This is a genomic window from Actinoallomurus acanthiterrae (assembly GCF_054775715.1).
The window spans coordinates 10,976,787-10,992,328 of record NZ_BAAHCO010000001.1 but is presented as its reverse complement, the minus strand read 5'-3'; the positions used below and the strand labels follow the sequence as shown (position 1 = coordinate 10,992,328).

Sequence of the window (15,542 nt, the reverse complement as noted above, 5' to 3'; positions counted from 1 at the left end):
CTTAGCACATGTCCAGCCGTCACATCCTGACCGCGCCCGCCTGGCCGTACGCCAACGGGCCCCGCCACATCGGGCACGTCTCCGGCTTCGCGCTGCCCGCCGACATGTTCAGCCGCTACCAGCGGATGGCGGGCAACAAGGTCCTGATGGTCAGCGGCACCGACGAGCACGGCACGCCGATCCAGGTGCAGGCCGACAAGGAGGGCGTGTCAGCCCGTGAGCTGGCCGACCGCTACAACCGGGTGATCGCCCAGGATCTCCACGGCCTCGGCATGTCGTACGACCTGTTCACCCGGACGACGACGCGCAACCACTACGCCGTCGCCCAGGAGATCTTCAAGGGCCTCTACGACAACGGCTACGTCTTCAAGAAGAAGACGATGGGCGCGATCTCCCCGTCCACGGGCCGCACCCTGCCCGACCGCTACATCGAGGGCACCTGCCCGATCTGCGGGTACGACGGGGCGCGCGGCGACCAGTGTGACAACTGCGGCAACCAGCTCGACCCGATCGACCTGATCAACCCGCGGAGCCGCATCAACGGCGAGACGCCGAAGTTCGTCGAGACCGAGCACTTCTTCCTCGACCTGCCGGCGTTCTCCGAGACGCTGGGCTCGTGGCTGCAGGGCAAAGAGGGGCTCTGGCGGCCGAACGTCTACAAGTTCACCCGCAACCTCCTCGACGACATGCAGCCCCGGCCGATCAGCCGGGACCTCGACTGGGGCGTGCCCGTGCCGCTGCCGGGCTGGGTCGACCGGCCCGACAAGCGGCTGTACGTCTGGTTCGACGCGGTCATCGGCTACCTGTCGGCGTCCGTGGAGTGGGCCCGGCGCAGCGGCGACCCGGACGCCTGGCGCGCCTGGTGGCAGAGCCCGGACGCCGAGGCGTACTACTTCATGGGCAAGGACAACATCGTCTTCCACTCCGAGATCTGGCCGGCCATGCTGCTCGGCTACAACGGAGAAGGCGACAAGGGCGGCACGCCCGGCTCCCTCGGCAAGCTCAACCTGCCCACCGAGGTGGTCTCCTCGGAGTTCCTGACCATGGAGGGCAAGAAGTTCTCCTCCTCGCGCCAGGTCGTGATCTACGTCCGTGACTTCCTGGAGCGGTACGACGTCGACGCGCTGCGCTACTACATCGCGGTCGCCGGCCCGGAGAACCAGGACACCGACTTCACCTGGTCGGAGTTCGTCCGCCGCAACAACGACGAGCTGGTCGCCACCTGGGGCAACCTGGTAAACCGATCGCTCTCGTTCGCGGCCAAGAACATCGGCGAGATTCCGGCGGCCGGCGAGCTCACCGACCTCGACCGGGACCTCCTGGAGAGGTCGCGCAAGGCGTTCGACGCGGTCGGCGCGGAGCTGGCGCGTTCGCGGTTCAAGAACGCCGCGAACGAGACGATGCGCACCGTCGCGGAGGCGAACAAGTACCTGTCCGAGCAGGCGCCGTGGAAGCTGAAGAACGACGACCCGGAGCGGATGAAGACGATCCTGCACGTCGCGCTGCAGCTCGTCGACGACGCCAAGTCGCTGCTCACGCCGTTCCTGCCGGCGTCCTCGGAGAAGGTCCACCGGATGCTCGGCGGGCAGGGCGAGTGGAGCGGCGCCCCGGAGATCCGCGAGGTCTCCGAGGAGGGCGGCCCGGACTACCCGGTCCTGACCGGGTCGTACGACACCGAGGCCCGCTGGGAGTCGCGCCCGATCACGGCCGGCACGCCGCTGGCGCCGCCCAAGCCGCTGTTCGCGAAGCTGGACTCCTCGGTCGTGGACGAGGAGCTCGCGCGGCTCGAGCAGTCCTGACACATCGTTCATAGACGTCGCGTCACTGGGCAGGGTGCTCACTATGGGGGCGGAGATGGAGACGTCCAACGGGTTCCGGGGAGCGGCCTTCCCGCCGCTGCCCGAGCCGTTGCCGGTCGAGGTGTTCGACAGCCACTGTCACCTCGACATCCTCGAGGTGCCGATCACGGAGGTGCTCGCCGCCGCCCACTCGGTCGGCATCCGGCGGGCCGTGACCGTGGGCTACGACCTGGCCTCGTCGCAGCACGCCGCCGACGCGGCCGCGACGTACGACGACGTGTACGCGGCGGTGGCGATCCACCCGAACGACGCGGGTGACGCCACCGCCGACGTCCTCGCCGACATCGCCAAGCTCGCCGCCCTGCCCTACGTCCGCGCCGTCGGCGAGACCGGGCTCGACTACTACCGCGACTGGGCCGCGGTCGAGGACCAGCAGCGGTCCTTCCGCGCCCACATCGACATCGCCAAGCGCAGCGGCAAGGCCCTCGTCATCCACGACCGCGACGCGCACGACGACGTCCTGCGCATCCTGGCGGAGGAGGGCCCGCCGGAGAAGGTCGTCTTCCACTGCTTCTCCGGCGACCGGGAGATGGCCAAGGTCTGCGCCGACCACGGCTACCACATGAGCTTCGCCGGCAACATCACGTTCAAGAACGCCGCCGACCTGCGCGAGGCGGCGGCCGTGGCACCGCTGGACCTGCTCCTCGTGGAGACCGACGCGCCGTACCTCACACCGGTCCCGCACCGGGGCAAGCCGAACGCCCCGTACCTCGTCCCGCTCACCGTCCGCTGCCTCGCCGAGGTCAAGAACGTCGACCTCGCCGAGCTGTGCACCGCCATCGCCACCAACGGCGAACGCGTCTTCGGCCCCTGGTGAGGGGCAAATACCTAAAGTAGCTGAACGATCACGCTCGACGGTCATACATTCGGCGCCTAAGATGTATGACATGAAGGGTGCGAGCCGTGCTCGTCATCGAGGCGATCGAGTGGGACCACGGAAATCTCGACCACGCGCTGAGGCGTGCTACCAGAGTTGAGGTCGAGTAGGTGTTCGCGAACATGCCGGTGATCCGGCGGAACAGGCGTGGCCGCGCGGCGGATTATGTCGCCGTTGGAGTCACTGACGGGGGCCGGAAGCTGGCTGTGCCCTTCGTGTACGACTCCAACCGTCAGTCCGCGCGGCCGGTGACGGCTTGGGAGGTATGACAGTGAGCGAACGGGAGATGTCGGACGCTGAGGCGGCCGATTTCTACTACGAGCACCGAGACGACCCGGAAATGTGGGGCGAGCAGGTGGATGCCAAGATCTCCCGGAAGCTGGACAGCGTCGTCTCAGTCCGCTTCAACTCCACGGAGATCGAGCGGATCCAGCAGGCGGCCGACGCGGCGGGCCTGAGTCTCTCGTCGTTCATCCGTCGCGCCGCGCTGACGGCACCAGGGGCTGAAGTGCTCGACATCGATCGAGCGCGCAAGGACATGGCCCAAGCGCGTCGATTCGTGCTCGATGCGCTGAAGGCGCTGCACGCGTAACCCCGCGGGGACGGCCCGAGCACTCGGACTCTTGAACGTACGGGAGACTGTGCGTGTGGGTGAACGACTTCTCGGGCCGACCGACGTACGCGAACTGGCGAGCGGGCTTGGGCTGCGCCCGACAAAGACCCTCGGCCAGAACTTCGTGATCGACGCGAACACCGTGCGCCGCATCGTCCGCGACGCCGAGGTCGCGCCGGAGGACGTGGTCCTGGAGGTCGGGCCGGGCCTCGGCTCCCTGACCCTGGCGCTGCTGCCGGCCGCGAGCCGCGTCGTGGCCGTCGAGGTCGACCCGGCGCTGGCCCAGCGACTGCCCGCGACCGTCGCCGAACGCGCCCCCGACCTCACCGACCGCCTCGACGTCGTCCCCGCCGACGCCCTGCGAGTCGCCGAACTGCCCGGCCCGCCGCCCACCGCGCTCGTCGCCAACCTCCCGTACAACGTCGCGGTGCCCGTCGTCCTGCACCTGCTCGGGGCGTTCCCGTCGATCCGGCACGGGCTCGTCATGGTGCAGGCCGAGGTCGCCGACCGGCTCACCGCGGGACCGGGCGGCAAGGTGTACGGCGTGCCGTCGGTGAAGATGGCCTGGTACGCGCACGCCCGCCGCGCCGGGAACGTCGGCCGCGCGGTCTTCTGGCCGGCACCGAACGTCGACTCCGGACTCGTCGCCTTCACCCGCCGCGAGCCGCCGTCCACCTCGGCCTCACGCAAGGAGGTCTTCGCCGCGATCGACGCCGCGTTCGCGCAGCGCCGCAAGACCCTCCGCGCGGCCCTGGCCGGCTGGGCCGGTTCGGCCGCCGCGGCGGAGGCCGCCCTGCGCGCCGCCGGCGTCGACCCGGGCGCCCGCGGCGAGGCCCTCGACGTCGAGGCCTTCACCCGCATCGCCGAACACCGGCCCCCGTCGCCTACGATCGGTTGACCGTGACCACTGTGACCGTGCGCGTGCCCGCCAAGGTGAACCTCCAGTTGAGCGTCGGCCCCGTCCGCGACGACGGCTACCACGACCTAGTCAACGTCTTCCACGCCGTCTCACTGTTCGACGAGGTGACCGTTTCCCCGGCCGACGCGCTCAGTGTCACCGTCGAGGGCCCGGCAGGGGTACCCACCGGCCCCGACAACCTCGCCGCCCGCGCCGCGACCCTACTCGCCGAGCACCTCGGCCGGCGCCCGGACGTCGCCCTGCACATCCGCAAGGACATCCCCGTCGCCGGCGGCATGGCCGGCGGCAGCGCCGACGCGGCGGCGGCCCTGCTGGCCTGCGACGTGTTGTGGCAGGCTCGGCTGGACCGGGAGACGCTGCTCGAACTCGGCGCTCGGCTCGGCAGCGACGTCCCGTTCGCGTTGCTGGGCGGCACCGCTGTCGGGCTCGGCCGGGGAGAGCGGTTGACGCCTGTGGAGGTGTTGGGGGAGTTCCACTGGGTGTTCGGGTACGCCGACGGCGGCCTGTCCACGCCCGCGGTGTACGGCGAGTGCGATCGGCTGCGCGCGGCGGGGGAGCAGGAGAGCGTGTGGCCGCGGGTGTCGGATGACCTGATGGCCGCCCTGAAGACCGGCGACGCTGCAGCACTCGGCCGTGCCCTGCACAACGACCTGCAGCCGGCGGCGCTGAGCCTGCGCCCGTCGTTGGGCGAGGCGCTGGCGGCCGGCCGTGACGCGGGCGCTGTGGGCTCCCTCGTGTCAGGTTCCGGCCCTACGTGCGCCTTCCTCGCCGCCTCTCTGGACCACTCGGCAGAACTGGCCGCAGCCCTGAACGAGTCGGGCCGGTTCGCCGCCGTACGCCCGGCCGTCGGCCCGGTCCCGGGTGTCACTTTGCTCTGAATCGGCGTATCGGCGGGGGCACAAGTCGCGAAACGGTCAGTCCCCCGCTGGCGGGGTCACGGCTTGGCAAAGCACACGGCAAGTAGCCTGGACGTCACCTGTCAGAATCCGTAAAGTTTAGGACGTTTTTGCGATCTGACGGGGTGTGCAGGGGCCGACGCGATGACGCATCATTACGAGCGTCGGTGTCCCTGCTGAGATAGTGCGGCGCACGGGGGTGCTCGCACGAGGAGGCGATGGCTGTTGCCACCGGTGAACGCGAATTCCGTTCCGTTCCAGATGTACAACAGTTGGCCGGGCATCGACGACCCGGGCAAGCTGAGGGTGAACACCGGTCAGATCAGGGTGGCCGCCAAGCGACTTGAGGGTCACCTTGAAGATCTTCTCGCGGCGACTGAGCAGCTGAAACCCCCCGAGCCGGTGGCGTTCGGCCAGTGGGATGCCGCCCTGTCGTTCCAGCCGAGTGTCGCGGCTGGCCACCAGTCCCTCGCCGAGCAGCACAGCCGGGTCCTGCACGCCCTGATGAGCACGATCAAGAAGCTGCATCGTGCGGCGAACGTGTACGACGCCAACGAGGTGGACCTCGAGCGGCGGATTGCCGCGGTGGACAAGCATCTGAGCGTGCAGCCCTCGGCCGACCTGGGCGGCCACGACCCGTCCTCGGCGCCGTCCAAGCAGGAGCCGACGGTGCCCAATTCGTTGAACCCGGACGGGAGAAACTGACGTGGCCGACTCCGAGTCGTTGCCCATGCGCGCCGGCGCTCCTTCCGGAACGCCTGGCGGATACAACGATCCAGCAGACATCGACAAGCTTCTGAGGCAGACAGCTCCCGGCTACATCAAGAAGGCTGGAAAGGATTACCAGACGTTCGCTTCGGCGCACGGGAAGTTCGCTGGTGACATGGTCACTGTCCGCGACATCCTTCATGAAGCTTGGGGAGGAGAAGACGCCGCCGCCGCGCAGTCGGCGCTGCGGGAGATCTGGGCTTCCTCAGCGGCCCTCGACCAGGCCGCCAATGAATTCGGAACGGCGCTCAAGAACCACGGTCAGAACCTCGACTGGTACCAGAAGAGGTCGTACGCGTCGCCGTCCAAGAACCTGGCCGAAGCCCGGAGCTGGATGGCCGGCGCGAACGAGCGCATCGCCCAGGCATGGACAGCGATGCCCTCTGAGGTCAGCACTACCCTCCCGCCCGGAGGATCTCACGGCGGCTATTCTCCGGACGCTGGGGCCGGACCAACAGGTGGAGGCCCCGGAGGAGACCCGGCAGGAGGTCCTGGTGCGGGTGGAGCATCGGGTAGCGGTGGCCACGTGCCAGGATTCGGTGGTGGCGGAACTGGTTCCTCTGGACATGTCCCTGGCGGTGGTGGCCAGTTGCCAGGGACCGGTGGCTCGAATACGAACCTCGCGGGCTGGACGCCGACACCATCTAGCCCAGGGATCGGAGGATCCGGCGGTGGAGCAGGTCCTCTACTGAATGACCCCGGTATTCCCGGAGTAGGTGGCGGATCGCCTACGTCAGGCCTGGGCGGCGCAATGCCACCAGGTGGTGTTGGAAGCATTAACCCATTGACTAGCCGCTGGGGCGCAGGCGGTGCTGCGGCGGCTGCGACCCAAGAGGCTCAAGCCGCAGAGGCGAGCGCTGCCAGCCGAGCCGGGATGATGGGTCCTGCGGTCGGTGCGGGAGCCGATCGCGGTGAGCGCGAACGCGAACGCGCGACATGGCTTGTGGAAGACGAGGATGTGTGGAACGACGGCATCGAGGCAGGTCCCCAGCTCATCGGTGACGGAGCCACCAAAAACGATTCCTCAAGCGAGAGTGACGCGTCGGCAGAAGATGTTCAGCTCGATCTATCCAGTGATAGCGATGATCTCGCAGAGCTTCTCAAGGAGCTAGATCTCGAGGATAGCGGCGAAGATCCGCAGGAGGAGATCGCCAGGCTTCGCGCAAAGATTGAGCGACTGGAGCAAGAGGCGAGCCTTGATCAGAGCGGAACGGGGACCAGTACTCAGGAACCCCGCTGGCCTTTCGAGGAAGATGCGTGAAGATTGTTTGGCGTTTCGCCGCAGGTCTCATCGCCGTCGCTTCGGCGGTAATGCCGACTGCGGCGGCCAGTGCGCTACCTCAACCACGCCATGAAGAATGGTGGTTCTCCGCGTGGGGTATCCAGAGCGACGTGTGGCCGGTGACGACCGGCGCCGGCGTCACCGTCGCTGTTCTTGACACCGGCGTGAACGCTAAGCTCCCAGAGTTGGCTGGAGCGGTTCTTCCGGGTAGTGACACAACAGGACACAAAACCGATGGCCGGCAAGACCTCGATGAAGAGGACTATGGGCACGGCACTGCCATGGCGGCGCTCATTGCTGCTCGTGGTGGAGGGGTCGCGAATTATGCGGGTATTGCACCAGGGGCCAAAATACTACCCGTTCACGTCGCACTACAGGCTGGTGATCAGGTAAATCAGTACGAAGACTATGCGAATGGCATCAGATATGGTGTGGATCGCGGTGCTAAAGTAATAAGCATTTCTCAGGGGGCAAACTCGGCAAATCTAGCCGGCCACTGTGATCCAGATCTCCAGGACGCTGTCTCCTACGCGATCCAACACGACGTCGTCGTCGTTGCATCTGCAGGCAACAACGGGGATGGGACAAACTATCCGAACCTTCCTGCTTCATGCGCAGGAGTCCTGGCCGTAGGGGCGATCGACAAGACTCTGCAGCCGTGGGCCAATACGGAGAGGCAGTCGTATGTCGCTGTAGCCGCTCCGGGAGTCGGGGGAACCATCGGCAAGGACGGGCGATACTTCGCTAAGAGCTGGGGAACAAGCATGGCCACGGCGCTGACGTCGGGCGCCATCGCCCTCATCCGATCGCGTAACCCAGAAATGCCGGCGCGGACCGTAGTTCAGAGACTGATCACGACGGCCCACCCGCTGGGGTCTTCAAAATGGAACGACCAAACGGGGTACGGCGCCATCCAGATCACCGCCGCGATGAACCCCGATCGCTATCCTGTTCCATCCAACGCACCAAACCCTGTGTACGAGGCGCTCGAGAAGTGGCAGGCATCTCGGTCGGCCGCTGAGGGGCCTTCCACGGCAAGGTCAGGCCGTTCGTCGCACAAAGGCGATCGAATCGGAGTAACCGCGATTGCAATCGCTGGAACTATTGTCGTTGTTTTGCTAGTAGGCGGGATCGTCGCGATCCGGAGACGTCCACGTCGCATTCTAAGCAGATCAAGCACCACGCCATGGGGTCCGGGTAATGATTCTCGTGAGTGACAACCGATGAAGGATGCGAATGAGCGTTTCAGGACATGACTCTCCTGCGGTCTCCTCTGGAACCTCGACTGGCCCACAGGTGGGCGACCTCTCGGAGCGTGCAGCCTATGAAGCGCGGAAGAAGCTAACCGAGGGCGTTGCTTGGGTGTACGTGCCCACTACGCCGAGTGTCCGTGTTCAAGGGGATGGACCGCGCCAGGTTGAATTTGAGCTGCGCCAACTTGCCGACGATACTGGTGCACTACCTGTCTTTACTGATCCGGACTTGCTGGTCGCTCAGCTTGGAGAATTCCAGCCTTATGAAAAGATTCCAGTGCTAGAGCTTTTGATTCAAGTATCGGCAGCTCAGGTTCGCGTCATAGTCAATCCAGTGGTGCAAGAAGACGCGGAGCGATGGACTGCTAATCGGCTGGATGCATGGCGGAGGGATAATCAATGAGAGGATACGAACTCGTCTTCGAAGACCTAGCGAAGGCTTCTGCAGAATTCTCTAGACAAGATGACGATTACGCTAACCTTATGCCGTACAAGCCGGTTTGCCAACAGGGTGGCGACGGTGTGATCAATAAGATGCTAAATGTGACATGTAGGCGCTATATGAGATGCATACAGTCCTCGCTCGGGCCGTAAGCGCATTTGTTGATCCAAGTGGCGTCATCCAAAATAGATGTCACAACAAATCCGATTCTTCAAGACGGTGTAGCGCAGTTGACGGTAGTCGATGTCGAAGCGTGGCAGAAGGAGCACCATGAGTGAGCCTAAAGGATATAAGGTCTTCTATGCAGACCTGGTCACAGCTTCTAAAGAGTTCGCTGCACAGGGGCGTGCATATAAGGCGCTGATGCCTGAAGCGGGGCCCGCATGCCCTCAGGGAGGCGATAACGTCATCGATAAAATGCTCGGGGTCACTCTTCAGGCGCTAGGGGAGATGCACACTGTCCTAGCCGAGGCGATGAGTTCCCATTCATGGAAGTTGCAGAACGTTCACGACAAGTATCTAGAAGTCGAAGCGAAGACGACTACCGAGCTTGGAATAATGACGGACCTGGTGAATTCTCAAGCACCTGTCAATTAGTGCATTCTCGCGCATCATCGATAGGGGTCGTCGTGTCCGGTCCATCTCAGCTGCCGAGTATCTCCTACAACTGGATCGGTGGCGACATTAACGGCTTGTCCAATCTCGCGTGCACCTTGTATGAATATCCATCCAAAAGTGGGCAAGTGGTAAGCCGTCTGGACGGAACAGTCAACAGGCTAACTGGAGAGGTGTGGGCTGGGCAGGCTGCGAATTCTTTCAAGGCGAGTTTTGGGCTGGACGCGAGTGATGCCAGATGGCACTCGGGAGTAGCGGTCGCGGTGGCCGGTGTAGTGGATCAACTAGCCGTACGGCTGGCAACTATTCAGTCGATCCTCGAACGACAGGCTTCCCAAGGGGTGCAGGCAGGCTATATCAAGATTGATAATACAGGTCGAATTACACCGATTACCGGGCCTAATACCAACACCTCGGCGATGTCAAAGTTTTTCCGGGACTTCGTGAAGAGTGTAGATAGGGGAAGAAACCAGGCTAGAGCAGCCCGAAAGTCCGCGGCCGCCCAACTAGCTCCACATTATAAGGCCCTTATCGCCGGAATAACAAAATACTCAAAACCCATGTCTCAGGACCCAAATGGCCTGCTGACGTCGGATCAGGTGGCGAAACTAAACTCTGACATTGGAGGGCTGCAATCTGACTATCGTGCAGCAGACGGCGCGTTGCATGCACACTCGAAATCGCATTCGGCAAAAAACGCGGTTGCCGGCGGGGGTATAGGTGGGACTATCGGGACCGGAACTGGCTTGTTGATCGGGGGTACCGTAGGCCTGCTTGGTGGACCATTCGCTGAGGTGACCGTTCCTGCTGGTGCGGCCGCTGGTGCAGGAATCGGCCAAGGGGTGGGTACGGTAGTCGGTGGTGTTGTGGGATGGCTATGGTAGTGAACGGATATTGGTGTCATGCGAATCGTTCTTGACGTAATCTACGTTTTGGGTGCACTCATCACTGGGATCGGTGGGTGTCTGATGCTGACGAACGTGAGGCGATGGCCTAAACTCGTCGGATCGTCAAGTGCGCCGGTCGGCTATCGCCGCGTTATGGGACTCTTGCTGTCTGCCGTATCGTTGGTGCTGGTTATTTCCGTGCTGTGGTGGCCATTCGTATTCGTGCTGGGGCTATTTTCTGGCCCGTTGATTTTTGTTCAGGGTCGCATTAATAGGAGTGTCGGTCTACGCAAAAATGAGATGGATGGCCCAGTTGGCTGATAAGCGCTGTGAAATTCTCGTCGCGATGCGACCGTCCCTGTAAGCGGTGGTGCGGATTAGCGCGGCAGAGGTGTCGCTTTTCGCCCTGGCTTTGGGTGCGGGCGACAGCTAAGACTCTGGCCCCGACGGGCGCCTCTTGGCCGTCACCAGCGGCGGGAATCGGCTCTGGCTGTAAAACATGCCTGAGCGTTACAAACTCGCAACGCTGCACATCGCCGAGCGCACCGACCTTGCCGCGTTCAGTCCCGACGGCAAGACTCTGGCCTGCGGCGGAGGCGAGCCGAACTACTTCACCATGCAACTCTGGGATGTTGCGACCCGCACCCGGAAAAGGACCTACGCCATCCGCTCTCGGCAGGGAGACAGCGGTAACCGGGTCGTGGCGCTGAATTTTGACCCTGCTAGCCGCCCGCTGGCCATCGACGAACGCGACGAGGTTTGGGACATCGCCGTCGGCGAACGCGTCACGAGCCTACGGATCGCGGGCATGTCCGGGCTGAGCACGGCCGGCGTCAGTCCTGACGGCCATACGATCGTGGCAGCCTCCTGGGGCGGCATCCAGTTCGTAGACATGTCGACCGGAGCGGTGTTCGCCACATCGAGGCGCGGTGACGGCTATACAAGCGGCTGGCAGGTCGCCTTTTCGCAGGGCGGCACCCTGGTAGCCGTCTCGAGCGGTCCGTAAGTTCTGCTGTATCGGCTGCGCCGACGGCGCTGAGGCGAGCAGGTACGGACCTCTCAGAAGAACACAGGTCTGCCCGGCAACCTAGTGTGGGGACGGTGGAGGCGCATGGTCTGGGACATGCTCGCTACCTTGCGGCTGACTGCGGCTGAACTCGTTCCATTCTACTTTTAGCTCCACGCAATTTCCGTTGGCGTCGCTGTGGGAGCTCTTCCGCCAGGCGGGGGAGTCGGCTTGCAGGCTCATCCAGCGCCTCCTTGGGGGATCCCAGCTATAGGTCCTTCGCCGCCGAGGCGATCAGAGCCGCTGATTCAGCTGGAGACAGCGCCATCGCCTGCAACGTCCCGTATGTCCGACTGTACCGGCGGACCTCGTGTTCCCTTTGGAGCACGAGGCCAGTTGTTGCTGCCCCCAGATACACCATGCCGAGGTCGTCGCTTGCCCGGAACACGAGCAGGACGAAGTCGCCGGTGAGGGCGGGATGGGCACCTGCCGCGTACGGCAGCACTTGGATCTTGACGTTCGGCAGCCTGCTCAGCTCGCAGAGATGTTCAAGCTGGTTGCGCATCGTCTCTGGTCCGCCGACCTTACTCGTCCGAGACCTCCCTGGCGAGGTCGGTCACTTCGGCCTCTGGATCGCCGAAGAACTCGCCCGAGTCACCATCCACCCGACCACGACCGGCAAGACCGTACGCGCCGAATTCGTCCTCTTCGACCAACCTTCCGTCGGCTGATCGGTCCGATCGTCGGCCTTTCCGGCACCGGGTTCAGTTCGTGAAATTTCGACTGGGAAGACACTCGTTTCATCAAGCCGCAGCGACAGCGCGATAAGCGGTTGGCGCGTCGCCTTCATGAGTGTCGTTCAGCCCCGTGCGTTGTAAGCCTGCGTGGTATGGCGGGTTTTTGGGCTCCGGACCCATTCATGCCGGTATGCATCTATCGTCACATCTCTTGACTTTGTGTATCGAGCTTGTTAAGTTCGCGAGCGTTCAGGGGAAGTTACGGACACATTCGGCCGGAGGCTCACGTCCGGGTCGTTACGTCGTTCACATGCGACGTTCTCTTTATGGGCATGGGGGCTCACGTGGGTGAGATGCTGGACATCATGCGCCGAACAAAGATTCGCGCGTCGTCGCCGGACAAGTCACTCGCCATCATCGTGTCCGGAATGCCCGCCAATATCAAGGTGGAAATCGCTCCCGGCGCACATGCCCGGCACAGCGAACGTTCCTTCGAGCAGCAGGTGAATGCCGCCATCAGGGTGGCAATGGTCGGCTACCAACAGGTGGCGATGAAGGCCTGGCGCAAGGCGGCCAAGGTTCCCGAACCGGAGTCGGCGGCCGGATCATTGGTGGAGCGTCCGCGCCGGGGCGGCGACGCGGGTGAACGCCGACGCCTGTTCATCGAGGAATAGGCGTCGCGATATGGTGATTCGCGCTCTGCGGCTAGTTGCTGGTATCGCGCTGCTGGGGGCCGGGTTGGTCGGATGCCGCGGATCCGGCTCGCCAGACCGCCCAAAGCCCTCTCCAAAGACAAGTCAGCGGGCCGCATTGCCGACATGTGTCGACGTCGTCCAGCATATTCCGCACACTGCCTTCACCGTACAGGACATCAAGAGGTACTCGACGGAGCAGCCATCCGGTGCGTCCGACCGTCAACCTCGCTTCGACCTCAACTGTCCCACCGCGTTCGGCCATCTTCCGGATGGCGGCAACGGAACCGCGGAAGTCCTGCTCACTCGCATGACCGTGCCCTCACTCGACGGAACGCCGCAGGCGAAATACCTCGGAAATCTTATTAAGAGCAAGTTTTACAACAACATATGCCTCGGCGATCGGGTGGACGTCCGAGGTGATCCTCCGGTTGCCGCAAGCTGCTACGACCCGACCATGCCGCTCGCCGGCCGGGCGGTCGTACAGGGCGGCCTGGCGATCGTCGTGGGGGTCAGTGGGGAGCGGTCGGCGGATAGGGATGCCGGGCAGGAGCGCCGACTGCTCGAAAGCGCCGCGCAGGCGGTCGTGGACGCGGTCGCCCGCATGTCCTGATCGGCGGAGGGATGAAATATGGATTCAATGCGTGACAGGTATGAGTGGGCCCTTGACGAACTTTCGCTCACTGTCAGGTCGCCAGGGCGATGGGCGACGCTGCGCCGGAGTCGCACCGGCGTGGTCACTGTGGAATTGCAGCGCGACACGCTGCGCCAGCTCGACGAGCAGCAACTCACAGCGGAACTCCAGGCCGTTTTGAACGGGGCGTATCGCGCTTACCGAGCCCAGGGACGGAAACTCCGCGAACAGATCTTCGGTCCTGACTATGACGACATTCAGAATGCCAGCAGCGTGTAGGCGCGGAGGGACTCCAACGTGGTAACGCTTTCGGTCCAGGTACAGGCTCTCGTCAGCCATGCGTCGTATCGTTATGACGACAGCCTGATCTGCGACGGAATACGGCGCTTCGCCAGGTTCGCCGCGGACGTTCCGGATTCCACTTGGGGACAGATGCAGTGGTCTCGGCGGTGGGCACAGGACTGGGAAAGCGCCACGTCCGCACGTGTACGGGAAGCTCAGACGGCGCGCGACCTCCAGAGCGAATCGGGATCGAAACTGTCCAAGGTGGCGGCGAACTATTCTCATACGGAAATCAGCACCGCGCTTTCCGCTGAGAGGCTGCTGTCCAAGGAGAATAGCTTCCTTCTCCCGTGGATCCAGGCGGCCGAGAAAGGTCAAGGGTCCATATCGACAGCACCCGGACACATCTCACATGGACCGAATTACACAAACGCTCCTGATCTGCCCTATGTGGTACCCTCAGGCGACCCAGGTTCGAACGTGGACCCCAACGATCCAAAAAGTCGCATCATGTTCGCCAGCGCGGACCACGACTTCGATCATCCATTCACCAAGGAACAGGGACACATTGTGCTGGCGGACCGGGCGTTGATGGTGCTCGGTAATACGCCGGGACGGGCGGCCCTTGAAACATTCCTGGATGCCAACGAGCACTACATCCGGGACGCCCAAAACATTGTCAGGTCCAATGGCGCCGCGACGAGTAAGATGCCGCTGGACGACTTCATCCAGGATGTACGCTTCGCCCTCCCCGGCGCCATCCAAAACCGCGCGGAGCTGTTCAACGCGCTCAGTAACGAGTACGGGGAACTCAGCGCAGAGATGACAACTCAAACGAACGGGTTGAAGAGCTGCTGGCAGGGGCCGGGTGCCGAGGCGTACGGCTTCCACGCTGACCGATGCATCAAGTACTTCGACACGCTGAAGGAGCAGGCGGCGTGGGTGGGTAGCGAGGGTATCAAGGCGGCCAACGCGGTCAACAGTCTGCAGAACGCCTACGCCCAGGCCGGTAACGCGAAGGTCGGCAACCTCATCACGGCGCTCAGGGCCTACAAGGACGCCGCCGCCGGTTTCACCAAGGGCTCGACCCAAGAGCCGCTCGCGGCTCTCGTCGACGCGCTGACCGCGATGGCGAACGCCTTCTTCGCGAAATGGCAGCAGGCGAACGCGGACGCCGGCGAGATCCTGAAGATCGACCAGAAGGCGAGCGACACGGCCCCCAACCTCGGAGATGGCACGCACCGGCCGCAGTCGTTCCCGAGCGAGGCTGGCGCGGCACCGTACGACGACTCGAGCCGTTGGAAACAATCCTGACAAGGAATCAGCCACTTCCGGGAACCTCCCGGCCCGTACGCGGCGGTCCCGGTCAGCAGCGTGGTCTTCGTTGCTAATTCTTCAATAGGAACAACAGTCTGAGATATGGGCCTGGTAGTGAACGGACGCGAACTTCTCTAGCAATGGTTTTAGCTGATCGAGATGGAGCCCAAAAATTAATGCTTCGCGTAGTGGGGTACCTGATTTCGAGCCACCGTGCGACGACCGAGAGCATTCGGGGCCAGTGGGTGAGAGTTTTCAGGATGGCCAGCCCGACCAAAAGACAGTCCGGTGGTTCAATCGGTCTGCGTCCACGCTTGTGGTCGGCGCGGTTGTCGTGGGTGCAGCAGTCTGGGTCTCCGTCGGGAAAGACTCGTCTCATCCCCGACCGCAACCGACACGGTCGCTGTGGGCGGCACCTGTCGACAAGCTGTCGGACAAGGCTGTCCTCGACGCATCGGGTCTG

At 63.7% G+C, this 15,542-nt stretch carries 19 protein-coding genes; 15 read left to right on the top strand and 4 right to left on the bottom strand.

What is annotated here, in order from left to right:
• Window positions 1-8 precede the first annotated feature (8 nt).
• The 6 genes from metG (at window position 9) to ACYVF7_RS51775 (ending at window position 5,869) form a co-directional block, all read left to right on the top strand.
• Window positions 9-1,799, top strand: coding sequence for a methionine--tRNA ligase (gene metG / locus ACYVF7_RS51800; RefSeq protein WP_460354521.1), 1,791 nt, complete (start codon window positions 9-11; stop codon window positions 1,797-1,799).
• 55 nt (window positions 1,800-1,854) lie between these two features.
• Window positions 1,855-2,676, top strand: a complete 822-nt coding sequence (locus ACYVF7_RS51795; protein WP_460354518.1) for a TatD family hydrolase — start codon at window positions 1,855-1,857, stop codon at window positions 2,674-2,676.
• Between the two features lie 331 nt (window positions 2,677-3,007).
• The gene (locus ACYVF7_RS51790) at window positions 3,008-3,328 is read left to right on the top strand and encodes a plasmid mobilization protein (RefSeq protein WP_460354516.1); all 321 of its coding nucleotides are present in this window, start codon (window positions 3,008-3,010) and stop codon (window positions 3,326-3,328) included.
• Between the two features lie 55 nt (window positions 3,329-3,383).
• The gene (rsmA, locus tag ACYVF7_RS51785; protein WP_460354514.1) at window positions 3,384-4,247 is read left to right on the top strand and encodes a 16S rRNA (adenine(1518)-N(6)/adenine(1519)-N(6))-dimethyltransferase RsmA; all 864 of its coding nucleotides are present in this window, start codon (window positions 3,384-3,386) and stop codon (window positions 4,245-4,247) included.
• Between the two features lie 11 nt (window positions 4,248-4,258).
• Window positions 4,259-5,146, top strand: a complete 888-nt coding sequence (locus ACYVF7_RS51780; RefSeq protein ID WP_460358558.1) for a 4-(cytidine 5'-diphospho)-2-C-methyl-D-erythritol kinase — start codon at window positions 4,259-4,261, stop codon at window positions 5,144-5,146.
• A 243-nt stretch (window positions 5,147-5,389) separates the two neighbouring features.
• Window positions 5,390-5,869 (top strand): WXG100 family type VII secretion target, encoded by a 480-nt coding sequence (locus tag ACYVF7_RS51775; protein WP_460354512.1) that lies wholly within the window; start codon window positions 5,390-5,392, stop codon window positions 5,867-5,869.
• A 324-nt stretch (window positions 5,870-6,193) separates the two neighbouring features.
• Here ACYVF7_RS51775 and ACYVF7_RS51770 read toward each other — a convergent pair whose 3' ends face one another.
• Window positions 6,194-6,328: a hypothetical protein gene (locus ACYVF7_RS51770; protein ID WP_460354510.1), complete on the bottom strand. Its 135-nt coding sequence runs from the start codon at window positions 6,326-6,328 to the stop codon at window positions 6,194-6,196.
• A gap of 478 nt (window positions 6,329-6,806) precedes the next feature.
• Here ACYVF7_RS51770 and ACYVF7_RS51765 point away from each other — a divergent pair, with 478 nt between their 5' ends.
• The 5 genes from ACYVF7_RS51765 to ACYVF7_RS51745 all read left to right on the top strand — a co-directional run bounded on the left by ACYVF7_RS51765 (window position 6,807) and on the right by ACYVF7_RS51745 (window position 11,417).
• Window positions 6,807-7,193 (top strand): hypothetical protein, encoded by a 387-nt coding sequence (locus ACYVF7_RS51765; RefSeq protein ID WP_460354508.1) that lies wholly within the window; start codon window positions 6,807-6,809, stop codon window positions 7,191-7,193.
• Window positions 7,190-8,431 carry a S8 family serine peptidase gene (locus ACYVF7_RS51760; protein ID WP_460354505.1) on the top strand — a complete coding sequence of 414 codons (1,242 nt, stop codon included), beginning with the start codon at window positions 7,190-7,192 and terminating at the stop codon, window positions 8,429-8,431. Before ACYVF7_RS51765 ends, ACYVF7_RS51760 begins: the two co-directional genes overlap by 4 nt.
• 19 nt (window positions 8,432-8,450) lie before the next feature.
• Window positions 8,451-8,870, top strand: a complete 420-nt coding sequence (locus ACYVF7_RS51755) for a hypothetical protein (RefSeq protein ID WP_460354503.1) — start codon at window positions 8,451-8,453, stop codon at window positions 8,868-8,870.
• 309 nt (window positions 8,871-9,179) lie between these two features.
• On the top strand, window positions 9,180-9,506 hold the full coding sequence (locus ACYVF7_RS51750) for a DUF6317 family protein (protein ID WP_460354500.1): 327 nt from the start codon (window positions 9,180-9,182) through the stop codon (window positions 9,504-9,506).
• Between the two features lie 1,404 nt (window positions 9,507-10,910).
• Entirely contained in the window at window positions 10,911-11,417 is a 507-nt protein-coding gene (locus ACYVF7_RS51745) for a WD40 repeat domain-containing protein (protein WP_460354498.1), read from the top strand.
• Window positions 11,418-11,498: 81 nt separating this feature from the next.
• Here ACYVF7_RS51745 and ACYVF7_RS51740 read toward each other — a convergent pair whose 3' ends face one another.
• The 3 genes from ACYVF7_RS51740 to ACYVF7_RS51730 are packed head-to-tail and all read right to left on the bottom strand — an operon-like array spanning window position 11,499 to window position 12,133.
• Window positions 11,499-11,660, bottom strand: coding sequence for a DUF397 domain-containing protein (locus tag ACYVF7_RS51740; protein WP_460354496.1), 162 nt, complete (start codon window positions 11,658-11,660; stop codon window positions 11,499-11,501).
• Between the two features lie 25 nt (window positions 11,661-11,685).
• Entirely contained in the window at window positions 11,686-11,982 is a 297-nt protein-coding gene (locus ACYVF7_RS51735) for a DUF5753 domain-containing protein (RefSeq protein ID WP_460354492.1), read from the bottom strand.
• Window positions 11,983-12,001: 19 nt separating this feature from the next.
• On the bottom strand, window positions 12,002-12,133 hold the full coding sequence (locus tag ACYVF7_RS51730) for a hypothetical protein (RefSeq protein ID WP_460354490.1): 132 nt from the start codon (window positions 12,131-12,133) through the stop codon (window positions 12,002-12,004).
• Window positions 12,134-12,498: 365 nt separating this feature from the next.
• On the opposite strand from ACYVF7_RS51730, the gene ACYVF7_RS51725 reads away from it, so the two are divergent.
• The 4 genes from ACYVF7_RS51725 to ACYVF7_RS51710 all read left to right on the top strand — a co-directional run bounded on the left by ACYVF7_RS51725 (window position 12,499) and on the right by ACYVF7_RS51710 (window position 15,076).
• The gene (locus ACYVF7_RS51725; protein WP_460354488.1) at window positions 12,499-12,828 is read left to right on the top strand and encodes a hypothetical protein; all 330 of its coding nucleotides are present in this window, start codon (window positions 12,499-12,501) and stop codon (window positions 12,826-12,828) included.
• 136 nt (window positions 12,829-12,964) lie between these two features.
• The gene (locus tag ACYVF7_RS51720; RefSeq protein ID WP_460354486.1) at window positions 12,965-13,459 is read left to right on the top strand and encodes a hypothetical protein; all 495 of its coding nucleotides are present in this window, start codon (window positions 12,965-12,967) and stop codon (window positions 13,457-13,459) included.
• 120 nt (window positions 13,460-13,579) lie between these two features.
• The gene (locus ACYVF7_RS51715) at window positions 13,580-13,759 is read left to right on the top strand and encodes a hypothetical protein (RefSeq protein WP_460354484.1); all 180 of its coding nucleotides are present in this window, start codon (window positions 13,580-13,582) and stop codon (window positions 13,757-13,759) included.
• An 18-nt stretch (window positions 13,760-13,777) separates the two neighbouring features.
• Window positions 13,778-15,076: a hypothetical protein gene (locus tag ACYVF7_RS51710; protein ID WP_460354483.1), complete on the top strand. Its 1,299-nt coding sequence runs from the start codon at window positions 13,778-13,780 to the stop codon at window positions 15,074-15,076.
• Window positions 15,077-15,542: the final 466 nt, after the last annotated feature.